Origin of the sequence: Streptomyces sp. NPDC051662, assembly GCF_040681655.1 — a bacterium.
GTDB lineage: Bacteria > Actinomycetota > Actinomycetes > Streptomycetales > Streptomycetaceae > Streptomyces.
The window spans coordinates 104,881-127,341 of the sequence record NZ_JBFAZD010000015.1 but is presented as its reverse complement, the minus strand read 5'-3'; the positions used below and the strand labels follow the sequence as shown (position 1 = coordinate 127,341).

Sequence of the window (22,461 nt, the reverse complement as noted above, 5' to 3'; positions counted from 1 at the left end):
ACCTCCTCGGTCTGGAGCTCGGCGGCACCGGACACACGCCGGTGCCACGTCCGGCAGGCCCTTCACTGCACCTGGGCCCATCCGGTCGCCCGGCAGGACCGGCACGGGATGATCACGGCCTTGCCCCGGCGCAGGGACCGCAACAGCCGGTTGCCGTGACAGATGCCGCACGCGGCGACTCGCGCGGGCCCGTGCCGCTGGGCAGGTGCTGGGAGGCGGCGTTGTGCATGGAGTTTGGCGATGGCTCTGAGCTGGCGCTGCTCCCAATCGGTCGCCGGGCGAACGGAGGTCCAGCGTGAGGCCCAGGTCAGGCCGGTGGGGCGCTCCAGGTAGACGAGGTGCCCGCCGATGCCGATGACGCGTGCGGGCATGTCGTGCACGCGGTCGTACACGACCATCCCGATCGTCAGCCCGTCCATACCCGCCTCCCTTCCACTCGGCCCCGCGCCCGTCGGCGACGGTGATGACGGGCGAGCGTGAGCAGCGCGTCCCACATTTCCGGTGTGGGCGTCGGCGTCGGCAGAACGACTGCGTGTACGCCTACGGGTACGGTCGGCTCGACGCGCTCGCGGTGCCCGAACACGCGCCGCAGAAGGCGTCTCATGCCGACTCCCCGGTGATGGCGAACCGCGCCCACACGCACTTCGCGTACTCCAGTTCCCGGCAGCCCCAGGTGTTGGACAGCGCCGCGACGAGAAGCAGGCCACGTCCGCCTTCCTCGGCCCCGGGGCTGCCCACGCGGAGGACCGGGAACCTGTCCCGGTCAGGGTCGGAGATCTCCAACACCACGTCTTCGCCGTCGACATGGACGGTGACCTCGATCTCGGCGAAAGTGAGGCGACAGTGGACGACGGCGTTGGTGACGAGCTCGCAGGCCGCCAACTCAACGTCGCGAGCCAGGTCGTTGAGCCCCCACTTCTCCAGGGTCTCCCTGACCCGTGCCCGCACAGCAGGCACATGTCTCCTGCGCTTCGGAATGCGGAAGGTGTCGCGGAGCGGCTCCGCCGTATGGGCTGCGGGCATGACGTACCCCCAAGCTGATGCGTGGTCAAAGTGACGCCATGCGGCCCGAAATGCCGTGACGTGCACCTTGAAGTTAGAGCCGCAATTCCAACCTGCACAACCCCATCTCATGCAAACTTGCGTCAGTCACGCTATCGAGTGACTAGCTTCACGGCAGCTCAAGTTGCAGACTGGGCACACCCAACGAGAGGGGAAACCCATGCCCGCAGGCGGTAAACCGACGGTGCGCAGCAGGCGGCTCGGCACGGCGCTCAGGCAGCACAGGCAGGCGACAGGGATGGACCAGGCGCAGGCCGCCGAGGTGATCGCCGCGTCCACGGCCAAGATCAGCCGCATGGAGAGCGGGCATGTGTCCTGCCGCGTGATCGACGTCCGCCTGCTCATGGGCGCCTACGGAGTGACCGACCGCGAGAAGGTCGCCCGCCTTGAGGAGTTGGCCAAAGGGTCGAGTCGGCGAGGATGGTGGCTCGAACACGCCGCACACCTCCACGCGGACTACCTCGAACACATTTCTCTGGAGGACGACGCCACGTACATCCGGGAGTGGGAGCCGGTCCTGTTTCCGGGCCTTCTGCAAACTCCCGCCTACGCGGAGGCGGTCATCGCGGCAGGCCACGACTACGTCACCCCCGAACTGGTCGAGCAGTTGGTCAGAGTGCGACAGGAGCGGCAGGCGAAAATTGAGGAGGGCGGGGCCACCTACACAGCCATCATTTGGGAGCCGGTCATCAGGCACACCCTGGTCAGCGCGGATGTCCACTGGGAACAGCTGGCCCGCACGCTTGAGGTGGGAAAGCGGAAGAACGTAACCGTTCAAGTCCTGCCGTTCACCGCAGGGTTGAAAGCAGGCGTGACGTCGGCCTTCGCTTCTTTCAGCTTCGACTCCGAGCCGACCGTGCAAGCAGTGACCCTGGAGAACTTGAGGGGGACATCAATCCTTGAGGCTTATGACGATTTGACGGCTTACGCCAACATGTTCGACGAACTACGATCGGCTGCACTGGCACCCGAGGCGAGCGCACGGCTCATCCGGGGCGTACTGCGGAGCAGCAAGGAAGACACATCGTGACCCCTGACGTCATAGGCCCGTACCAGAAGTCCTCGTACTCCGGGCAGCAGGGCAACTGCGTCGAGATTGCCGCGACCGCCAACGGCGGCCGCGCCGTACGGGACAGCAAAGACCGGACCCGACCGTCCCTGCACTTCACCGCCACCCAGTGGCAGAGCTTCCTCACAGGCACCAAGGAAGAAGCATCGTGACCCCTGAGGTTGTAGGCCCCTACCGGACGTCGTCCTACTCGGGCCAGAACAACAACTGCGTCGAGGTGGCCCCGACAGCCAACGGCGGGCGCAGCGTGCGGGACAGCAAAGACCGGACCCGACCGTCCCTGCACTTCACCGCCACCCAGTGGCAGAGCTTCCTCACAGGCGCCAAGGACGGCGGGTTCCGCAACTGAGACCGCCGTAACGCGTATGCGAGAGGTCGGCCGGCGACGCCGCTCCGGGCGTCCGGGCGTCCGGGCGGCCCGCCCCCGGCCTTTCCCCGCCCGGCCACCGGATCCGCCGTGCGGCCGGACGAGTTGGCGCGGGCTCAGGCAGGCATCGATTCCACGATCCAGAGAGGACCGTCCGCGCACGTCACCTCTACGCCGTCGGCGGGTTCGAGGGAGGTCCGCAACACCCTGATCCACTCGCCCGCCACCAACGCGGTCGGACCGGACCTGCCCGAACTGCCGAATCGTGTGGCGCGTACCTGATGGTGGATCCGGCTTCTGGTGTGCTCCCAGTCGATACGGGAGAAGCCGGGCTCCATCCACCCCGCGTAAGAGGCATGTGCGGCGCACTGTGCGGTACCGGGAAACCCTTCGCCCACACGCTCAAGAGCCGTGGGGAGAAGGCGCGAAATGAATTCGTCGACCGCACCCCAGATACACTCAGGAAGCACATCGTCATCCAGCGCGATTCCGGATTCCTGGATCAGGATTCCACCGGAATCGAATTCCTCATCCATCCAGTGGATACTCACTCCGATTTCCGGGTCACCGTTCCTGATCGCCCAGTTCACGGGGATGGGACCACGATATTTCGGCAGCATCGAGGTATGAACGTTGATGGCCCCCAGCGACGTGGCCCGCAAGGCGGAAGGTGGGAACTTCCAGGGGAACCCGTAACAGATCACGAGGTCCGCGCCATAGCCGCCCAGGGTCTTCGCCAGCACCTTCTTGCTGCCGGGCAGAAAGAGGTCGACCCCCGGCGGAATCCGGTCGGCGATCTCGCCGATCACCCGTCCCGCGCCGGACCTGGTCGGCCCGCCGGGCGTCAGCGACCGCGCGTGTACGTACGCCACGGGCGTGTGCCCGGCCCGTTCACAGACAGCCTGCAGGACCGCGAATCCTTGCGCCGAATAGGACACCAGGATGACACGCATCGATCCGCCCAATATTTCACGAGACCGGACACTCGGCCTCTACGCTTGAATATGGTGCACGGCAGGGGCGGGCAGGGGGGCGACGCGGCGCTCGAAGAAGCTGTTGAGCCGCTCTCCGGATTCATGCAGATCCAGAATGATTCGCTTGCACTCGGCGATCACCCCACTGTCGGTGTATTTCCTGCCGCCGGCAAGGTTTCCGTCGTCATCATAAATGATTTCGTACAGCACGGAGGATCCGATGATGGCGATTTCCGGTAACGCGTCACCGGATTCAAGTAATGCGATGTCACCCAACCCCACGACCCGCGTATCTTCTCCGCATTGTTCCTTCAGGTGCAGAAGGTGGAGTTCCCACTGCAAATAGGGGGCGATGGGCTCCTCGACCACACGGACACGGTGGAGGCCGAACCCGTGGTCCGCGATCTTGCGGAAGTATCTCTCGTAATGGCCCCGCTGCTCCGAGATGAGCGAAAGAGCCTTGCCCCAATCCCCGCGGTAGAACGCTTCCCAGCTCTCCACCCCGGGCTCTCGGAAAGTCTGCTGCCGTTCGAGCTTCCAGAAGCCCGCGCCGCCCGCGTGCCAGAAGTGTTTGTCGAAGTCTTCCAGGTACGCGTCCAACTCAAGCCGGTCGCCGGTCGCGTCCGCCAGGGCGCTACGCATCCGGAAGGTCCCCCTTCGCGGCCACGGCCGTCGTGCGCGGAATGACGACCAACCGCTCGTCCGGGGCGATTTTCAACCCGTCGGGAAGGCGCCCCCGGTAGGAATCGGTGAGATCCCTGCCGATCACCGCGACATCGCCGTTCTCCAGCTCCCAGATATCCGGGCAGCCGGACTCACCGCCCGTTGTCCCCAACTCCTCGGGGGACCGGCCCAGACGACGCACCAGCGGCGAAGAGGGGTCTGCTTCCCACGCTCGAATCACGCGATTCCTCCAGGTGAGTTGGCGCGATTATGACCCAGCACACATCGCGGTGCAACGCTGAGTGACGAGTTCGCGCCAGGTGCGCCCGCCGCCGGATCGCGCGCAGGTCCTTCCGGACCCGGACCGGACCCGGGCCGGACCCGGGCCGGACCCGGACCCGTCGCTATGAGTTCCCCTGAAGGTCCCGGTAGGTGGCGAGCTTCTCCCGGGCGACCACCGTCCACGGGTGACTCGGGCCGAGTACCCGCTCTCTCCCCTCGATGACGGTCTGGATCTGTTCGACAGCCTCCGAAAGTTCGCCCAGCGCGGCGAGGACACCGCCCAGCAGGCTCCGGGAAGCCATGGTGATCGGATACTCGGCTCCATAACGCAGCTCATGAGCGGCCAGCGCCCTGCGGGCCAGTGGCAGCGCTTCCACCGGTCTGCCGGTGTTGAGCAGGGCGTGGGCGCAGTTGAGCTCGGCCGAGAGCGTGATCGGGTGATCGGGGCCGAGCTCACGGCGGCAGTCCGCGACCACACCGGGTCCTTCCGGGGCTTCCTCGTCCAACTCGGCTCCCGGCGGCAACTCCAGCAGGCACGCTCGCGCCTCCAGGGTCAGTGGATGCGAAGGGCCCAGTAGCGCCGTCCGGCCCCTCGCCGCCCGGCGCATCAGCGCCACGGCCTCCGCCGTGTCACCGAGCCAGCTGAGAGGGCGCGAGGCATGCAGGCAACTCGTCAGTGTGTCCGGAGAGTCCGCGCCGTGGACGCGCTCCAGATCGGCGAGCACCCGGCGGTGCAGCTCCGCCGCCTCGGCGAGGCGTCCCAGACGATCGAGGGACTTCCCCACGCGTTGACGGAGTCTCAGCACGAGGAGGTGGTTCTCACCCAGCCGGGGCCTCGCGAGTTCCACAGCCTGGTTCGCGACGGCGAGCGCCGACGCGTAGTCACCGGCACGGTGCTGAGCCGTCACCAGCCGCAGAGCGCACGCGGTCGCTGCCTCCGCTGTGGGCTGTCGCACGGTGGACCAGTCCCGCACGCGCCGAAGGAGTACGAGGACGTGCGAGGTGAGGAGATTGAGCCGGGCGTCCCGTGTCCCGCGCTCGGGCAATTCGGGAAGGGCCGACGCCAGCAGGCCCGCGGCCGTGGCGGCGAGCCGTTCGCGCTGGTCGTCGGGCATCCCCCGGGCAACGCTGTCGAGCAGCACCGCGTGGGTGCGCAGGCAGCGCACGCCACCGTCGGCCACGAGCTCGGTGAGCGAGTGGTCGAGGAGCCCACGCAGCGTCAGTTCGACGCGCGCGGACGGCAGTTCCGGGCCGAGATCGAGGCCGCCGAGCAGTGAGAGCGGGAGCGGGTCGCTCGACCAGCAGGCCAGCAGTCTCAGCAGCGGGGTGGCGTCCGGCAGCCCCTGTCTGACGAGAGCGTTGAGCGACAGTTGCCAGGTGCCGCTGATCAGATGGCGGGAGTCGTTGCCGCTGGTGCCCGCGCCCTGGTCGATCAGTTCGATGGGGTCCTGACGGTCTTCGAGGCGCTGGCCGTACTCGGCCATGGTCCAGGGATCGATCACCTGGTGGGCCAGGAATCCGCCGGCGAGGGTCAGCGCGAGCGGAAGGCGCCCGAGCCGGTCGGCGATGGCGCCGGCCTCCTCGGCGGTCCCGGTGCCCGGCGCGAGGTCGCAGAGCACCTGGGCGGCTTCGGGACGTGGCAGCACACCGACGTGGAGCAGTTCGGCGGCGGGCCACCAGTGGCTCGCCGACTGACGGGTGGTCACGAGGACGGTGCCGCGCGGACTCGTGCGCAACCAGCCACCGTCGCGCAGCACCGCCGGATCGTCCGCGTTGTCCAGGACCAACAACCAGGGCGGGCCGGAATCGTCGAGCCGGTCCCAGACCAGGTCCGCCGCCGCGCGAAGACCGTTGCGCGCGGCCATGAGCTCGCCCTCGCCCGCTCCCCGGTCGGCGGCCACGGCGAGCATGCCGGCGCGTAAGGAGGCGTGGTCGGAGGCGTTGACCCAGAGGCCCAGCCGACCGGCCTCGTCCACCGCGTGCCGGAAGATCGTGTGGGCGACGGCCGTCTTTCCGCAGCCCCCGAGACCGTGGAGCACGAGAACCCCGTTTCCCGCGCCTTCGGTGACAGCGGCCCGCAGGCGCTCCATGAGCTCACCGCGGTCACGGAGTATCGCGGGCGCCCGGCCCACGGCGGGGTGGCGTACCGAGTCCGGTCCGGACCACGACGGGCTGTGATGATGGTGCTCGGTGATGTGCTGGTCGCCCGAGGCCTGGTAGACCCGCCCATGGTCTGCGGCCCGGCCGTCGTTGCGACCGGTCACCGCTGATCGAGGCGGAGGTCACGGCCTGCCTGGTAGATCCGTGCCTCGCCGGAGGCGATGGCCTGTTGGGTCGGGACCGGCCGGGCGCTGACGCCCGGGGCCAGTTCGGCCAGGAGCGCCCTCAGATCCTCGGCCAGTTCGGGGTGCGCGGTCAGCAACCGCCGCACCCGGCCCTGCCACTCCGCCCGGATCTCCGCCTCGGTCTCCCGGTCACCCGCCCCCTGGGCGAGGAGCAGTTCGTCCCGGGACGAGTCGAGTTCGCCGGCGATGGCCTGCGCCCGGTCGGGCCGTGCCCGTCGCCAGAGCAGCAGCAGTCCGTCTCTCATGCTCTGCCAGGTATCGGTCGCCAGCAGGGTGACAAGTGTCGTTCCCGCCGTGCCCGCCAAAGCGGCCAGCTCCGGTTCCATACGCGTAGCCCTCCGTGAAAGCGCGGTGTGCCGCATCACAGTAGGTGTTGGCCAAGTCCACGTACAGTGAGCCGTTTTCGCTCCGATACCCGCCGATACCCACCGCCACCCGCCGCTCCGACGTCAGGCGCCGGTCCGCTCCACCACCGTCGCCCCCCGCGCCGGGGACGACGCCACCCGTGCCGTGCGGCAGGTTCCCGAGGCGTGCAGTGCCTGGGCCACCTCCGCCGCCGTGTCCGGGTCCTTCGTCAGGAAGGCCGTCGTCGGGCCCGAGCCCGAGACCAGGGATGCCAGGGCGCCCGCCGTCATGCCCGCCGCGAGGGTGTCGGCGAGGGAGGGGCGGAGCGTGAGGGCCGCGGGTTGGAGGTCGTTGGACAGGGTGCCCGCCAGGGCGGTGGCGTCGCCCGTGCGGAGGGCGTCCAGGAGTGCGGGGTCGGCGGACGGGGCGGGGACCGGTGTGCCCTCCGTCCGGCGGTCGAACTCGCGGAACACCGTCGGCGTGGACAGGCCGCCGTCGGCGACCGCGAACACCCAGTGGAAGTCGCCGCCCACATCGAGCGGGGTGAGCTGTTCGCCGCGGCCGGTGCCCAGGGCCGCGCCGCCGATCAGGCTGAAGGGGACGTCGCTGCCCAACTCGGCGCAGATGGCGAGCAGTTCGTCCCGCGAGGAGCCCAGTGACCAGAGGGTGTCGCAGGCCAGCAGGGCGCCCGCGCCGTCCGCGCTGCCGCCCGCCATGCCGCCCGCGACGGGGATGTCCTTGGCGATATGGATATGGACGCGCGGGTCGATGCCGTGGCGTTCCGCCAGCGCCAGCGCCGCGCGGGCCGCGAGGTTGGTGCGGTCGAGCGGGACCTGTGCCGCGTCAGGGCCCGTACAGGTGATCCGCAGTTCGTCGGCCGGGGTGACCGTGATCTCGTCGTACAGACCCACGGCGAGGAAGACATTCGCCAGGTCGTGGAAGCCGTCGGGACGGGCCGCGCCCACCGCCAGCTGTACGTTCACCTTCGCGGGCACCCGTACCCGTACCGATTCGGCCGCGCTCACGCGCCCGCTCCCTTCGACTCCGCGATCCGTGACTCGACGGTCCGCGACTCCGCGATCCGCGCGAATTCCTCGACTGTCAGTGCCTCGCCGCGCGCCTGCGGCGAGACGCCCGCCGCGACGAGCGCCGCCTCCGCCGCCGGGGCCGAGCCCGCCCAGCCCGCCAGCGCCGCGCGCAGTGTCTTGCGGCGCTGCGCGAAGGCCGCGTCGACGACCGCGAAGACCTCGGCCCTGGAAGCCGTCGTCCTCACCGGCTCGGCCCTGCGTACCAGCGAGACGAGACCGGAGTCCACATTGGGCGCGGGCCAGAAGACCGTACGGCCGATGGCGCCGGCCCGCTTGACGTCCGCGTACCAGTTGGCCTTCACGGACGGCACCCCGTACACCTTGCTGCCCGGCGCGGCGGCCAGCCGGTCGGCGACCTCCGCCTGGACCATCACCAGCGTCCGCTCGATCGTCGGGAAGCGCTCCAGCATGTGCAGCAGCACGGGGACGGCCACGTTGTACGGGAGGTTCGCGACCAGCGCGGTCGGCGCGGGGCCGGGCAGTTCCTGGACCCGCATCGCGTCCGAGTGCACGAGCGAGAAGCGTCCGGCGCGCGCCGGCATCCTCGCCTCGATCGTCGCGGGCAGCGTGCCCGCGAGGACGTCGTCGATCTCCACGGCCGTCACCCGGTCCGCCGCCTCAAGCAGCGCCAGCGTCAGCGAGCCGAGCCCGGGGCCGATCTCCACGACGACATCGTCCGGGCGCACCGCGGCGGTGCGGACGATCCTGCGGACGGTGTTGGCGTCGATGACGAAGTTCTGCCCGCGCTGTTTGGTCGGGCGCACGCCCAGTGCCGCGGCGAGTTCGCGGATGTCCGCGGGCCCCAGAAGGCCGTCGGGGGCGTCGGGCGCGGCGGACTCGGCGTCATGGGGCTCAGGGGCGTCGGGCTCAGTGGTGCTCACCCGGTCAGCCTACGGCCGCAGTGGGGCCAGGGACTCGCCCCCCGCTGCACGTAGAGCTTCTTCGCGCGGTACGTCTGCTCCTCGGCCGGTGCGTCCTGTGGCCGTCCGCTGCCGCCGAGCGCGTGCCAGGTGCCGGTGTCGAACTGGTAGAGCCCGCCGTAGTTCCCCGACGCGTCGACGGCCCCCGGCCGGCCGCCCGACTCGCAGGCGGCGAGCCCGGCCCAGTTGAGCCCGTCCGCGCCGGCCACGGAGGCCGGCGCCGCCCTCGTGCCCACCCTCACCCGCTGGGTGACCGCCCGGCGCACCACCTCTTCGTGGATCTTCCGCGGCTTCTTCTTGACGCCGTTGACCGTGCGCAGCGCGTAGGTGACCCGGCGCACGCCCGGCCTGCCCTGCTGGTCGACGACCTCCGTTCCCCGGAAGAGTCCGGGGTCCCGGGTCCGTACGGTGTCGTACGGGATGGGCTCGTCGCGTACCTGCTCACCGTCGGTGATCCGCATGACGGTGATCGTCGAGCCGTCGCGCGGGAAGGCGTCCGGCGGTACGGACGTGGTGTCCTGCCCGTGCAGCGCGAGGCCGGCCCGCGCCAGCGCCTCGGCGACGGTCGCCGCGTTGGTACGGATCGTGTACTCGCGGCCGTCCGCCATGAAGGTCACGGTCCGTTCGGTCCGTACGTCGAGGGCCAGTCCGGTACGGGAGATCGCGGCCGAGCGGGAGACGGAGAGGAACGCGCCCTCCGCGCGGACGCCGAGCTGGCGCAGCGCGCCTTCGACGGTGCGGGCCGTCGTCCACACCTGGCGCCGGTGTCCGTCGAGGGTGAGCAGGACGGGCCGCCCGTAGCGGACGACGACCTCGTCGCCGTTGGTGAGCTCCGCGCCGGGCGCCGGGGCGACGATGTCGTGCGCGCCGACCGTCACGCCTTCGTGCGCGAGCAGGTCCTCCACCTCTCCGGCGAAGGTGTGCAGGGTGCGCGGCTCGCCGCCGTCGACGGTGAGTTCCACGGCCTTGTCGTTGACGACGAACGCCGAGGTGCCACCGGCGAGGAAGGCGACGACGAGCGCCTGTGGGACGAGCCGGCGCAGCGTCTCCGGGGAGGCGGCCGGTCCGGGCGGAGCCGCCTCGGGCGAAGCGGCCTCCGGCAGCACGGCCCGGGGCGCCGAAGCGGCTCCGTAGGCGGCGGGTCCGGGCGGTGCGGCCTTGGGCGGGGTGGCTCGCTGGGCGGGCGGGGTGGCTCGCTGGGCGGGTTTACGGCGGCCCAGCCCGCCCCGTGCCGCTCGGTGACTGCCCTGCGCATTGCTCACGACGCTCCACGAGATCCGGTCCGGTCCGTCGCGGCCCTGATGCCCACGGCCGCGGTGCCCCCGGAGACTAATGGAGGCTCCGTCACTCTCCAAAGCGACTCGACTACGCTGCGTGCCGACGCTACCCTTCGCCCTCCCGCCCACGGCGCCGCCGGCGAGACGCGCAGTTCCGAAGCCCCGCCCGGGCCCCCGGCCCGTGATGCGTCAGTAACCGAACGCTCGCGCCGTATTGCGGGAAACCGCCTCGGCCATGGCGTCCTCGCCGATCCCCCGCACCTCGGCCATCGCGCGCAGCGTGACCGGAATGAGATAGGGCGCGTTGGGCCGGCCGCGGTACGGCGCCGGTGTCAGAAAGGGCGCGTCCGTCTCGACGAGAACAAGCTCCAATGGCGCTACTGTGAGCGCGTCACGCAACGGCTGAGCGTTTTTGAATGTGACATTGCCCGCAAAGGACATGTAATAACCGGCCGCCGCACATATCCCGGCCATTTCCGCGTCACCGGAATAACAATGGAACACCGTGCGTTCCGGAGCGCCTTCTTCCGCGAGGATTCGCAGCACATCGGCGTGCGCCTCGCGATCGTGGATCATGAGCGCCTTGCCATGGCGTTTGGCGATCTCGATATGGGCGCGGAAAGAGCGCTCCTGGGCGGCCACGCCCTCGGGACCCGTACGGAAGTGATCGAGCCCCGTCTCGCCGACGGCCCGTACCTGCTCCAGCGCGGCCAGCCGGTCGATCTCGGCCAGCGCGTCGTCCAGCGCGGTGTCGCCGCCGCCCTCGCGGGCCCCCTGACGCGACCAGCCGTCGGGGTCGCCGTGCACGATGCGGGGCGCTTCGTTGGGGTGCAGCGCGACCGCCGCGTGGACGTTCTCGTACGCCGCCGCCGTCTCCGCGGCCCATCGCGAGCCCTTGATGTCGCACCCCACCTGGACCACCGTCGTCACACCGACCGAAGCAGCCCTGGCGAGACCGTCCTCGACCGTGCCGTCCTGCATGTCCAGGTGGGTGTGCGCGTCCGCGACCGGCACCCTGAGGGGTTCGGGCAGCGGCGGCGGGGCTTGTTTCGCACTCATGGACGCGATCCTACGAGGGCCGCGCCCCGGGGCTCACATGCGGTGGTACGTGATGACGCGGGTGGGTCACGTGCGGTGGTGGAAGGGGTGCAGGAGGTCGGAGAGGTGCCAGTGGTGGTGCCTGGCCGCCTTGTCCGCCCCCATGGCCGTCGCCCCCGTCGTGATCGCCCCGTCCTCCCCCGACGGGGCGGCTCCGGCGGGTATCTCCTCGCCCGCCCCCGCCGGTATCTCCTCGGCCGCCGCGGCGCGCCCCGCCTTCGCGGGGTGGTGCTGCTCCCCCATCAGCGCCCGTATCGATGAGACCTGGCCGGAACGCATGATGCGGACGACATGCCCCCCACAGTTGACGCAGTTCGGGCTGGACAGCGGGGAAGGTACCCGCACGCCCTCGGACTTGTAGACGACGAAATTGTGGCCCGAGCCGTCGACGTGGTGCTCTATGTCGTACGCCTGCTCCCAGCCGTGCCCACAACGCATGCAACAAAAGGCATATGCCTCGTGGGCAACGGCTGTACCCGTGATCTCACTCATGCCAGCTCCTCTCCACTGACCAAGTGGACGCCTTTGACAGCGGGAGCGCATCAGCCCTGTCGATTAATGGATTGGTCTTGGCCTTCTCATGTCCAAAGGGCACGGTACGCGGTCTGTGCTTTACATTTCACGATAGTCCTTTGCCGTCCGCGGGGCCCGTGCGCCCAGGGGCCGTTCCGGCCGCCGTACGCGCGGCGTTCTTCGCCGCGACGACCGCGTCGAACACCTCGCGTTTGGGCAGGCCCGCCTCGGCGGCGACGGCCGCGATCGCCTCCTTGCGCCGCTCCCCCGCCTCCTCCCGCACCTGTACCCGCCGCACCAGTTCCTCTGGGTTCAGCTCTCCGGCCGTCCGCTCCGGGGCGCCCTCCACGACCACGGTGATCTCTCCGCGTACGCCCTCGGCCGCCCAGGCCGCCAGCTCGCCGAGACCGCCGCGCCGCACCTCTTCGTACGTCTTGGTCAGTTCGCGGCAGACGGCCGCCCTGCGGTCGGCGCCGAAGACCTCGGCCATCGCGGCGAGGGTGTCGTCCAGGCGGTGCGGCGCCTCGAAGTAGACGAGCGTGCGCCGCTCGTCCGCGGCCTCCCGCAGCCGGCCGAGCCGCTCGCCCGCCTTGCGCGGCAGGAAACCCTCGAAGCAGAAACGGTCCACCGGCAGCCCGGAGAGCGCCAGCGCGGTCAGCACGGCGGACGGCCCGGGCACGGCCGTGACCTTGATGTCCCGCTCGACCGCCGCCGCCACCAGCCGGTAGCCGGGGTCGGAGACGGACGGCATGCCCGCGTCCGTGACCAGCAGCACCCGCGCCCCGCCCGTCAGCGCCTCGACCAGCTCAGGCGTCCGTGCGGACTCATTGCCCTCGAAGTACGACACGACCCGGCCGCGGGTCTGCACACCGAGCGCCTGGGTGAGCCTGCGCAGCCGCCGCGTGTCCTCCGCGGCGATCACATCGGCGGTCTCCAGTTCGGTGGAGAGCCGGGGCGGCGCGTCCGTGACATCACCGATGGGCGTCCCTGCGAGTACCAGCGTTCCAATCACATCCGCCATCCTCGCAGGGCGGGAGGCGCCCCACTCACAGCGGCGTTCCCTACGATGGCGCGGTGACCAGTACTGCGCCAGAAGCCCTCCACGGGCACGACGCCGGCGACAAGCCGCCCTCATGGCCTCAGCGGCTGCGCCGATTCGGCCATGTGCCCCGGCGGGTGACCGGGCTGCGCGAGCGGCTGGTGCCGCCGTACACCCGGCCCTCGGAGCGGCTGTGGGCCGTGCTCGGCGTGCCTCCACGGCTCGCGGACCGGTTGATCCGCTGGTCCGCGTGGGGCGGGCCGCTGCTCGTGGCGCTGGTCGCCGGGGTGCTGAGGTTCTGGAACCTGGGCAGCCCCAAGGCGGTGATATTCGATGAGACGTATTACGCGAAGGACGCGTGGGCGCTCGTCAACCAGGGGTACGAGGGCAGCTGGCCCAAGGACATCGACAAGTCGATTCTGCGGGATCCGTCCTCGGTACCCGTGCCGACCGACCCCGGCTATGTGGTGCATCCGCCGGTGGGCAAGTGGGTCATCGGCCTGGGCGAGCACTTCTTCGGGTTCAACCCCTTCGGCTGGCGCTTCATGGTGGCGGTGCTCGGCACGCTCTCGGTGCTGATGCTCTGCCGGATCGGGCGGCGGCTGTTCCGTTCCACGTTCCTGGGGTGCCTGGCGGGCGCGCTGCTCGCGGTGGACGGCCTGCACTTCGTGATGAGCCGTACGGCCCTGCTCGACCTCGTGCTGATGTTCTTCGTGCTGGCCGCCTTCGGCTGTCTGCTGATCGACCGCGACTGGGCACGGCGGAAACTGGCGGCGGCGCTCCCGGTGGACGAGGAGGGCGTACTGCGCCCGGACCGGGAAGTCGCGGAGAATCTGCGGCTCGGCTGGCGGCCCTGGCGGATCGCGGCGGGGCTGATGCTCGGCCTGGCGTTCGCGACGAAGTGGAACGGGCTCTACATCCTGGCCGCCTTCGGGATCATGTGTGTGGTGTGGGACCTGGGCGCGCGCCGGACGGCGGGCGGGGGGCCGTTCTGGGGGGTGTTCCGACGCGATCTGGTGCCGGCCTTCTTCTCGACGGTCCCGGTCGCGATCCTCACGTACATCGCCTCATGGACCGGCTGGATCGTCACCGACAAGGGCTACTTCAGGGACTGGGCCGAGACGACGGGCAAGGGCGGCAACTGGACGTGGCTGCCCGACTGGCTGCGCAGCCTCTGGCACTACGAGAACGAGGTCTACAGCTTCCACGTCAATCTGACGTCGGGCCACACCTACCAGTCGAACCCGTGGAGCTGGATCGTCCTCGGCCGCCCGGTCTCGTACTTCTACGAGGACCCGGCGGCCGGCACCGACGGCTGCCCGGCCTCCACGGTCGGCAAATGCGCCCGCGAGGTGCTGGCGATCGGCACCCCGCTGCTGTGGTGGGCGGGGGCCTTCGCGCTCTGCTACGTCCTGTACCGCTGGCTCTTCCGCCGCGACTGGCGCGCGGGCGCGATCGCCTGCGCGGTCGCGGCGGGCTGGGTGCCGTGGTTCCTGTACCAGGAGCGGACGATCTTCCTCTTCTACGCGGTCGTCTTCGTCCCGTTCCTCTGTCTCGCGGTGGCGATGATGATCGGCGCGATCGTGGGACCGGCGGGCTCCGACGAGAGACGCAGAACGATCGGCGCGGTCGGTGCCGGGGTGCTGGTCCTGCTGATCATCTGGAACTTCATCTACTTCTGGCCGCTGTACACCGGCACGGCGATCCCACTGGACTCCTGGCGCAACCGGATGTGGCTCGACACCTGGGTCTGACCACGCCGGACAGGGGGCAAGGAAACGACGAGGAAACGGCGAGGGAACGGGGACAGCAAGGGCGCGCGTCAGTCCGATAACGCTCACCGGCGCTCGCCCCCTGTGACACACCGGTCCCGTAGAGTGCGTGCGATATCCCCTTGAACGCGTTCAGAAGTTCAGGGGGGCTCCTGGGGAGGGGGACCGCGCTCATGCGCAGCGGAGCCAAGATCGCCGTCATAGGCGGGGTGTTCGTCGTGTTCGCCGGCGGCGTCGGGTACGGCGCCTACAACGTGTACGACGGGCTCACCGGCGGCAACGGGTCCCCGGTCGGCGACACCACCACGACAGCCGAGGTCAAGACCGGACCGCTGAGCGCCGCCGAGGTCGACAAGGCCGCGAAGGACTTCCTGACGGCGTGGGCGAAGGGGGACGAGGCGGCCACGGTCGCCCAGCTGACCAACGACCCCGCCACCGCCGAGGCCGTCATCGGCGGCTACCGCGACGAGGCCCATGTCACCGCCGCGGTGATCACACCGGGTCAGGCGGTCGGCGCCAAGGTCCCGTTCACCGTCAAGGCCACCCTCTCGTTCGACGGGAAGACCAAGCCCTGGTCGTACGCCTCGGAACTGACCGTGGTGCGCGGGCTGACCACTGGGCGCCCGCTGGTCGACTGGGCGCCCTCGGTGATCCATCCGAAGCTGACGAAGGACACCCGTCTCGTCACCAACGAGGCTTCCGCGCCCCCGATCAAGGCCGTCGACCGCGACGGCGCCGAACTGACGAAGGAGAAGTACCCCTCGCTCCGGCCGATTCTGGACGAGCTCCGCAAGCGGTACGGCGACGACGCGGGCGGCACGCCCGGCGTCGAGCTGGTGCTGAGGAGCGACACCGAGAGCGCCCCGGACGAAACGCTGCTCACGCTCTCCAAGGGGACGGCGGGCAGGCTGACGACCACGCTGGACGCGCGCGTGCAGGCCGCGGCCGAGCAGGCGGTGAAGAAGTACAGCGAGGCGTCGGTCGCCGCCGTCAAGCCGAGTACGGGCGAGATCCTGGCGGTCGCCAACAACCGCAAGGACGGCTGGAACGCGGCGATGCTCGGCAGGCAGGCGCCGGGCTCCACGATGAAGATAGTGACCGCGGCGATGCTGCTGGAGAAGGGTCTCGTGGCCGCCGACCGGGCGGCCGAGTGTCCCAAGGACGCGATGTACCAGGGCCGTACGTTCACGAATCTGGACGGTTTCTCCATCGCGGGCGGCACGTTCACCCAGAGCTTCGCCCGCTCCTGCAACACCGCCTTCGTCAAGCTGATCGACGACACCAAGGACGACGCGGCGCTGAAGGCCGAGACCGAGGAGGTCTTCGGCATCGGTCTCGACAACTGGAAGACCGGTGTCGCGTCCTTCGACGGCAGCGTGCCGGCCGCGACCGGCGGTGAGGCGGCGGCGCAGTACATCGGACAGGGCACGGTCCAGATGAACGTCCTCAACATGGCGTCCATCACGGCGACCGCCAAGAACGGTTCGTTCAAGCAGCCCGTCATCGTGCCGCGTTCGCTGGACGACCGGCAACTGGCCACCGCCGCGCGCTCGCTGCCGTACAACGTGGCGAGCCAGCTGCGCGGCATGATGCGGGTCACGGCCACGAGCGGTACGGCCGCGAACGCGATGTCCGGGCTCGGCGGCGACAAGGGCGCGAAGACCGGTTCCGCGGAGGTCGACGGCCAGGCCACCTCCAACAGCTGGTTCACGGGATACCAGAACGACCTCGCCGCGGCGGCGGTCGTCCAGGCGGGCGGCCACGGCGGCGACGCGGCGGGCCCGGTGGTGGCGTCGGTGCTGGCCGCGGGGTGACGCCGCTCGTCGCCGTCGCGGTCCTCATCGCCGCGCTCGTCCACGCCAGTTGGAACGCCCTCGCGCACACGATCAAGGACCAGCTGGTCGCCTTCACCCTGATCGGCGGGGGCGCGGCGGTGATCGGCGCCGTCATCGCCTGCTTCATGCCCCTGCCGCACACGGCGGCCTGGCCGTATCTGATCGTCTCCGCGCTGCTGCACATCGGCTACCAGGCGCTGCTGATGCGCTCGTTCAGCCTGGGCGACTTCGGCCAGATGTACCCGATCGCGCGCGGTACGGCGCCGCTCGTGGTGACCGTGGTGGCCGCCGTCTTCGTCGGGGAGTCGCTGGACGCCTGGCAGACGGCGGGCGTCGCCGTCGCCTCGGCGGGGCTGGTCGGCCTCGCGCTCTGGGGCATCAGGGGCGCGGGGAGCACACCCCACTGGCCGGCGCTGCTGGCCGCGCTCGCGACGGGCCTGTCGATCGCCGCGTACACGGTGGTGGACGGGGTGGGGGTACGCGCATCGGGCACACCGCTGGGCTATATCGCCTGGCTGATGATCCTGGAGGGCCTCGTGATCCCGGCGTACGCCCTGTACGCGCGCCGGGGCCGGCTCCTCGCCCAGCTACGCCCCCACGCCGCGCGGGGGCTGCTCGGCGCGGCCCTCTCCATGCTGGCGTACGGCCTGGTCCTGTGGGCGCAGACCCGCGCCCCGCTCGCGCCGGTCGCCGCCCTCCGGGAGTCATCGATCATCGTCGGCGCGGCTGTGGGGGCGGTCTTCTTCAAGGAGCGCTTCGGCACACCGCGCATCGCGGCGGCGTCTCTGATGGTGGTGGGTATCGGACTGATGCTGCACGCGGGTTGATACACCGACACGGCCCATGGCGTGGTGAACGCGGCGGCGCGGGCGCTGATCACCCCTGAGGTCGCCTGTCCTGGATCCCTTTCGCGCGGCCCTTGGTCCGGACGGTGCCCCTTTGGCAACACTCGCCGGACAGCTCCCGGCAGATCCCCTTTTATCCGTCCACTCGTGATCTCCTTTCGTCACGGAGGTATCAATGCGATGAACGGACAACCGCATGAGGACACGGACAACCACGACACACCTGACAGCGACCGGGACCGGGACACGGCCCACCGACCCGAGACACCCCGGCGTCTTCTGCTGACCACGGCCGCGCTGGCGCCGCTGCTGGCCGGGATCGGCACCACCGTCGCCCGCGCCCAGTCCCCGGATCCGGCCCCCGCCGCCGACCCGGCGAAGGGCGGCGGTCACCAGCACGAGCCGGTCCAGCCGGTGGCCACCACCCCGGCCGACTGGCAGCAGGTCGCGCGGGCGCTGGGCCGGCAGGGCGCGATGGCGGGCGACGAGGCGTACAACACCCACTTTCCGCGCGGGGACCTCGAAGTCGTCTCCTACGGAGTCACGATCTCGCCCCAGCTCGCCCTGGGCTCGCACGTGGCCTTCGTCCGCTACACCGACGGCAGCGTGCTGGCCATGGGCGATCTCACGGTGACCGAGGGCGAGCTCCAGGAGGTGACGGATGTCCTCCAGGCGCACGGCATCGAGCAGACCGCGCTGCACAAGCATCTGCTCGCCCACTCCCCCGACGTCTGGTGGACCCATGTCCACGCGCACGGACGGGACCCGGTGGCCATCGCCTGCGGGCTGCGCGCCGCGCTCGACCGCACCGCGACCCCGCCCCCGAATCCACGGCCGCGGAAGCCCATCGATCTGGACACCGACGGCATCGACGCCGCGCTGGGCATGAAGGGCTCGGACGACGGCGGGGTCTACAAGGCCACCTTCGCGCGCCGTGAGGTCATCATCGAGAGAGGCATGGCGCTGCCCCGCGGCCTGGGCGCGATCTCGGCCTTCATCTTCCAGCCCCTGGGCGACGGCAGGGCCGCGCTCAACGGCGATGTCGTGATGGTCGCCGAGGAGGTCCAGAGCGTCATCAAGATCTTGCGGGGTGGCGGGATCGGTCTGGTCGAGCTGCACAACCACGGCCTCAGGGACGAGCCCCGCCTGTTCTTCATCCACCTGTGGGCCGTGGGCGACGCCGTCGAGCTCGCCAGGACCCTCCGCAAGGCGGTGGACGCCACGAACGTCGTCTCGGTCAGGCGCGGCGAGCACGGGGCTTAGGCACCGTCCGGCCTGTCCGCGCGCGGAACCGCCGGGGTGGGGCTCGCGGCGCCGCGGCGGCCCAAAAGCCCCACCCCAACCCCACCCCACCCCGTCCCGTCCCGCCCGCGGCGCGACGAGCCCCTCTATGCCTCGCCCGCGATCGCTCTCCGCAGCCCCAGATTGCTCATCAGGATCCCGCCGTCGACCGGCAGCGTCACCCCCGTGATCCAGGAGGCGTCGGCAGAGGCCAGGAACGCGACCGCCGCCGCGACATCGGCCGGTGTGCCCACGCGTCCCAGCGGGTAGTGGGCCGCCGCGCGGTCCAGTTCCGCCTCACGGCCCGACCAGGCACCGGTGTGGATCGTGCCGGGCTCCACGAGGTTGACGCGGACACCGCGCGGGGCCGCGTGGCCCGCCAGCGTGCGGGTCAGACTGGTGAGGCCCGCCTTGGCCGCGCTGTAGGCGTGGTTGCCGAAGTCCTGTTCGCCGTTGACGGAACCGATCGAGACGATCGCGCCCCGGCCCGAGGCCGCCAGATACGGAAGCGCCGCACGGGCGCAGCGGAAGGCGCCCGTCAGGGTGATGTCGAGATCCAGCGCCCAGACCTCGTCGGGCTCGTCCTCGAACAGCGGCGCGTCCTGCGTGCACGAGTACGCGTTGTTCACCAGCACGTCCAGCGAGCCGAACGTCTCGGCCGCGTACGCCACCGCCGCCTCCACCGACGCCCGGTCGGCCACATCGCAGCCGCGCGCGACCGCGCCCGGGATGGACTCCGCCGCCGTGACCGCCCGCTTCTCGTCCAGGTCCGTCACCAGGACGCGTGCGCCCTCCTCCGCCAGCCTGCGCGCGGTCGCCTCGCCGATCCCCCGGCCCGCTCCGGTGATCAGAACTCCGTATCCGTCAAATCGCTTCATCCGGCGATGATGTCGCCGATCGCACCGCGCGCACCAGAGCCTGTGCGCGGGGGTCGGCCGTCACGCCCTTGCGCATCCCATTGGTCACATACCCCATCGCGATCCCCGACTCCGGATCGGCGAAGCCCAGCGAACCGCCGCGCCCCGGGTGCCCGAAGGAGCCGGGGCCGAGCAGCGGGGCGGCCGGCCCGTGCAGCATGAAGCCCAGACCGAAGCGGGTGGCGACGACCAGTACCCGGTCGGGGCCCGCCGATTCCTCCGTACGCGCGAGCGTCAGCGTCGCGGGGGCGAACAGCCGGTGGCCGTCGACGGGGCCGATCATCGCGGCGTAACAGCGGGCCAGCGCGCGGGCGGTCGAGATGCCTCCGGAGGCGGGGAGTTCGGCGGCGCGGTAGGCCGGGGCGTTCTCGTCGGGGCGCGGTTCGATGACGCCGAACGCGCGCCGCGTCAGGGACTCCGCGTCGCGGTACGCCTCCGACACGGACCGCTTGGGCCGCAGCCTGAGCGCGCCGCCGACCGCCGTGGGCTCCTCGACCGCGCCGATCCGGCCGACCCGGTGGGCCTCCTCGGCGGGCAGTCCCACCCAGAAGTCCAGCCCGAGCGGCCGGGCGATCTCCTCGGCGATCCACCGGCCCACGCTCCGGCCGGTGACCCGCCTGACCAGTTCGGCGATCAGCCAGCTGTAGGTGTGCGCGTGATAGCCGTGGTCGGTGCCCGGCTCCCACTCCGGCCGCTGGGCGGCCAGGGCCCGCGCGCCCGACTCCCCGTCGATGGCCTCGGCCGGGGTGAGCGGCCGGTCGAGCACCGGCACCCCGGCGCGGTGCGACAGGAGGTGGCGTACGAGCACCCGTTCCTTGCCCGCGGCCTTGAACTCGGGCCAGTACGTGCCGACGGGGGCGTCGAGGTCGATCTGCCCGCGCTGGTGCAGCAGCAGCGGTACGGCGGCGGCGACGCCCTTCGTGGCGGAACGGACGACCTGCGCCGTGTCGACGGCCCACGGCGCCGCGTCCGCGCTCCCGTCCCCCGGCTCCCGCCCGTTGACATCACGGGTGCCCGCCCACAGATCGACGACCTTGCGGCCGTCCCGGTACACGGCGACGGCCGCGCCCCGTTCTCCCAGCCGCTCGAAGTTCCGTACGAACGCGTCCCTGACCGGCTCGAAGCCCGCCTCCACCGTGCCCTGGACGTCCACGCCCGCACTCCCGCCCGTCGGTACCCACGCCTCGTACCGCTCGTCGTCCCGCCACGCCCCGGCGGCGCGACCCCTCTATGGTGCAACGTGTCCGGGCGACACGGAACGCGGGTCGAAACCGAACGGCAGCTCCAACCTGTGCGCGCCCATCAGCTTCTCGTCGCCGAGAAGCCGCCACGTGGGCCCGTCCGCCACGATGACGCCCTCGCTCAGGATCACCGCACGCGGACAGAGTTCGAGAGCGTACGGCAGATCGTGCGTCACCATCAGTACGGTGATGTCCAGCGCCCGCAGGATGTCGGCCAGTTCGCGCCGGGACGCCGGGTCGAGATTGGACGAGGGTTCGTCGAGTACGAGGATCTCCGGCTCCATCGCGAGGACGGTCGCCACCGCGACCCGGCGGCGCTGCCCGAAGGAGAGATGGTGCGGCGGCCGGTCCGCGTACTCCCCCATCCCGACCTGGCCGAGCGCCGCGGTGACCCGGGCCGCCAGCTCGGGGCCGCGCAGCCCGGCGGCCGCCGGGCCGAACGCCACGTCCTCGCGCACCGTCGGCATGAACAGCTGGTCGTCCGGGTCCTGGAAGACGATGCCGACCCGGCGGCGGATCTCGGCCAGATTCCGCTTCGCCACCGGCACCCCGGCGACCGCGACCGAACCGGCCCCGGCGGTCAGGATGCCGTTGAGATGCAGGACGAGCGTGGTCTTGCCCGCGCCGTTGGGCCCCAGCAGCGCCACCCGCTCACCGCGTCCGACGGTCAGATCGACACCGAAGAGGGCCTGATGGCCGTCGGGATAGGCGTACGCGAGCCCGCTGACCTCAAGGGAGGCGGGGACGTCGGGGACGGAGTGCTCGGTCATAGGGTCCAGCCAAGCAGACAGACGGCGAGCGCCGACACGGGGAGGGCGGCGGCGTAGGTCCACTGCGCCCTGGACGCGGTCACCTCGTCGATGACCGGCATGGTGCCCGTGTATCCCCTGCTGACCATGGCCAGATGCACCCGCTCACCGCGCTCGTAGGAGCGGATGAAGAGCGCGCCGGCGGACTTGGCGAGGACGCCCCAGTGCCGGACGCCCCGGGCCTCGAAGCCGCGCGAGCGCCGGGCGACCGACATCCGCCGCATCTCGTCGGTGATGACATCGCCGTAACGGATCATGAAGGAGGCGATCTGCACCAGCAGCGGCGGCAGCCGCAGCCGTTGGAGACCGAGCAGCAGCGAGCGCAGCTCGGTCGTGGAGGCGAGGATCACGGAAGCGGCGACGCCCAGTGTCCCCTTCGCGAGGACGTTCCAGGCGCCCCAGAGCCCGGGAACGCTCAACGACAGCCCCAGGAAGTGGACTTGGTCGCCGGGGACCACGAAGGGCATGAGGAACGCGAAGGCCACGAACGGGATCTCGATCAGCAGCCGGCGCAGCAGCACACCGGCGGGGATACGGGCCACCCGGGTGACGGCCGCGAGGAGCACGGCGTACAGCGCGAACGCCCAGACCGCCTCGCGCGGCGTCGAGACCACGACGAGCACGAAGCAGAAGACGGCGGCCAGTTTGCAGTGCGGGGGCAGCGCGTGGACCGGCGAGTCTCCGTGCCGGTAGAGCGCCTGTGCATGACCCGCGCCCAT

Annotated in this window: 24 protein-coding genes; 7 read left to right on the top strand and 17 right to left on the bottom strand. The window is 70.7% G+C overall.

Annotated features, from left to right (window positions below; genetic code table 11):
• Positions 1-62 precede the first annotated feature (62 nt).
• A complete protein-coding gene (locus AB0M67_RS24795; RefSeq protein WP_365748774.1) occupies positions 63-419 on the bottom strand; it encodes a hypothetical protein in 357 nt (118 codons plus the stop codon).
• 181 nt (positions 420-600) lie between these two features.
• Positions 601-1,023, bottom strand: a complete 423-nt coding sequence (locus AB0M67_RS24790) for an ATP-binding protein (protein ID WP_365748772.1) — start codon at positions 1,021-1,023, stop codon at positions 601-603.
• Positions 1,024-1,222: 199 nt separating this feature from the next.
• Between AB0M67_RS24790 and AB0M67_RS24785 the strand changes: the two genes are divergently transcribed.
• From AB0M67_RS24785 to AB0M67_RS24775, 3 genes are read left to right on the top strand one after another with little or no spacing between them, the layout of a single operon-like run.
• Complete coding sequence (locus AB0M67_RS24785; protein WP_365748770.1) at positions 1,223-2,092, top strand: helix-turn-helix transcriptional regulator; 870 nt, start codon at positions 1,223-1,225, stop codon at positions 2,090-2,092.
• Positions 2,089-2,283, top strand: coding sequence for a DUF397 domain-containing protein (locus tag AB0M67_RS24780; protein WP_365748768.1), 195 nt, complete (start codon positions 2,089-2,091; stop codon positions 2,281-2,283). The genes AB0M67_RS24785 and AB0M67_RS24780 overlap by 4 nt, the downstream gene beginning before the upstream one ends.
• Entirely contained in the window at positions 2,280-2,480 is a 201-nt protein-coding gene (locus AB0M67_RS24775; RefSeq protein ID WP_365748766.1) for a DUF397 domain-containing protein, read from the top strand. The genes AB0M67_RS24780 and AB0M67_RS24775 overlap by 4 nt, the downstream gene beginning before the upstream one ends.
• A gap of 134 nt (positions 2,481-2,614) precedes the next feature.
• On the opposite strand, the gene AB0M67_RS24770 is transcribed toward AB0M67_RS24775, so the two are convergent.
• The 11 genes from AB0M67_RS24770 to rsmI form a co-directional block, all read right to left on the bottom strand.
• Entirely contained in the window at positions 2,615-3,451 is an 837-nt protein-coding gene (locus AB0M67_RS24770) for a formyltransferase family protein (protein WP_365748764.1), read from the bottom strand.
• A gap of 39 nt (positions 3,452-3,490) precedes the next feature.
• Positions 3,491-4,114 (bottom strand): DUF6879 family protein, encoded by a 624-nt coding sequence (locus AB0M67_RS24765; RefSeq protein WP_365748762.1) that lies wholly within the window; start codon positions 4,112-4,114, stop codon positions 3,491-3,493.
• Positions 4,107-4,376 (bottom strand): hypothetical protein, encoded by a 270-nt coding sequence (locus AB0M67_RS24760; RefSeq protein ID WP_365748760.1) that lies wholly within the window; start codon positions 4,374-4,376, stop codon positions 4,107-4,109. The genes AB0M67_RS24765 and AB0M67_RS24760 overlap by 8 nt, the downstream gene beginning before the upstream one ends.
• A 163-nt stretch (positions 4,377-4,539) precedes the next feature.
• The gene (locus AB0M67_RS24755; RefSeq protein ID WP_365748758.1) at positions 4,540-6,681 is read right to left on the bottom strand and encodes a tetratricopeptide repeat protein; all 2,142 of its coding nucleotides are present in this window, start codon (positions 6,679-6,681) and stop codon (positions 4,540-4,542) included.
• Positions 6,678-7,088, bottom strand: coding sequence for a hypothetical protein (locus AB0M67_RS24750; protein ID WP_365748756.1), 411 nt, complete (start codon positions 7,086-7,088; stop codon positions 6,678-6,680). The genes AB0M67_RS24755 and AB0M67_RS24750 overlap by 4 nt, the downstream gene beginning before the upstream one ends.
• A gap of 123 nt (positions 7,089-7,211) precedes the next feature.
• Positions 7,212-8,132, bottom strand: a complete 921-nt coding sequence (locus AB0M67_RS24745) for a 4-(cytidine 5'-diphospho)-2-C-methyl-D-erythritol kinase (protein ID WP_365748754.1) — start codon at positions 8,130-8,132, stop codon at positions 7,212-7,214.
• On the bottom strand, positions 8,129-9,001 hold the full coding sequence (gene rsmA / locus AB0M67_RS24740; RefSeq protein ID WP_365748907.1) for a 16S rRNA (adenine(1518)-N(6)/adenine(1519)-N(6))-dimethyltransferase RsmA: 873 nt from the start codon (positions 8,999-9,001) through the stop codon (positions 8,129-8,131). Before rsmA ends, AB0M67_RS24745 begins: the two co-directional genes overlap by 4 nt.
• 71 nt (positions 9,002-9,072) lie before the next feature.
• Positions 9,073-10,218: a ubiquitin-like domain-containing protein gene (locus AB0M67_RS24735; protein WP_365748905.1), complete on the bottom strand. Its 1,146-nt coding sequence runs from the start codon at positions 10,216-10,218 to the stop codon at positions 9,073-9,075.
• A gap of 363 nt (positions 10,219-10,581) precedes the next feature.
• Positions 10,582-11,451, bottom strand: a complete 870-nt coding sequence (locus AB0M67_RS24730; protein WP_365748753.1) for a TatD family hydrolase — start codon at positions 11,449-11,451, stop codon at positions 10,582-10,584.
• A 66-nt stretch (positions 11,452-11,517) separates the two neighbouring features.
• Positions 11,518-11,982: a hypothetical protein gene (locus AB0M67_RS24725; RefSeq protein ID WP_365748752.1), complete on the bottom strand. Its 465-nt coding sequence runs from the start codon at positions 11,980-11,982 to the stop codon at positions 11,518-11,520.
• A 127-nt stretch (positions 11,983-12,109) separates the two neighbouring features.
• Positions 12,110-13,015, bottom strand: coding sequence for a 16S rRNA (cytidine(1402)-2'-O)-methyltransferase (gene rsmI, locus AB0M67_RS24720; protein WP_365748750.1), 906 nt, complete (start codon positions 13,013-13,015; stop codon positions 12,110-12,112).
• 62 nt (positions 13,016-13,077) lie between these two features.
• Between rsmI and AB0M67_RS24715 the strand changes: the two genes are divergently transcribed.
• The 4 genes from AB0M67_RS24715 to AB0M67_RS24700 all read left to right on the top strand — a co-directional run bounded on the left by AB0M67_RS24715 (position 13,078) and on the right by AB0M67_RS24700 (position 18,757).
• Complete coding sequence (locus AB0M67_RS24715) at positions 13,078-14,796, top strand: phospholipid carrier-dependent glycosyltransferase (protein ID WP_365748748.1); 1,719 nt, start codon at positions 13,078-13,080, stop codon at positions 14,794-14,796.
• Positions 14,797-14,987: 191 nt separating this feature from the next.
• A complete protein-coding gene (locus AB0M67_RS24710) occupies positions 14,988-16,628 on the top strand; it encodes a penicillin-binding transpeptidase domain-containing protein (protein WP_365748747.1) in 1,641 nt (546 codons plus the stop codon).
• A complete protein-coding gene (locus tag AB0M67_RS24705; RefSeq protein ID WP_365748744.1) occupies positions 16,625-17,476 on the top strand; it encodes a DMT family transporter in 852 nt (283 codons plus the stop codon). Before AB0M67_RS24710 ends, AB0M67_RS24705 begins: the two co-directional genes overlap by 4 nt.
• 198 nt (positions 17,477-17,674) lie before the next feature.
• Positions 17,675-18,757 (top strand): DUF1259 domain-containing protein, encoded by a 1,083-nt coding sequence (locus AB0M67_RS24700; protein WP_365748742.1) that lies wholly within the window; start codon positions 17,675-17,677, stop codon positions 18,755-18,757.
• Between the two features lie 125 nt (positions 18,758-18,882).
• Here AB0M67_RS24700 and AB0M67_RS24695 read toward each other — a convergent pair whose 3' ends face one another.
• The 4 genes from AB0M67_RS24695 to cbiQ form a co-directional block, all read right to left on the bottom strand.
• Positions 18,883-19,653, bottom strand: a complete 771-nt coding sequence (locus AB0M67_RS24695) for an SDR family oxidoreductase (RefSeq protein WP_365748740.1) — start codon at positions 19,651-19,653, stop codon at positions 18,883-18,885.
• Positions 19,640-20,845 (bottom strand): serine hydrolase domain-containing protein, encoded by a 1,206-nt coding sequence (locus tag AB0M67_RS24690; protein ID WP_365748738.1) that lies wholly within the window; start codon positions 20,843-20,845, stop codon positions 19,640-19,642. Before AB0M67_RS24690 ends, AB0M67_RS24695 begins: the two co-directional genes overlap by 14 nt.
• A gap of 75 nt (positions 20,846-20,920) precedes the next feature.
• On the bottom strand, positions 20,921-21,703 hold the full coding sequence (locus tag AB0M67_RS24685; RefSeq protein ID WP_365748736.1) for an ABC transporter ATP-binding protein: 783 nt from the start codon (positions 21,701-21,703) through the stop codon (positions 20,921-20,923).
• Positions 21,700-22,461: a cobalt ECF transporter T component CbiQ gene (gene cbiQ / locus AB0M67_RS24680; RefSeq protein WP_365748734.1), complete on the bottom strand. Its 762-nt coding sequence runs from the start codon at positions 22,459-22,461 to the stop codon at positions 21,700-21,702. Before cbiQ ends, AB0M67_RS24685 begins: the two co-directional genes overlap by 4 nt.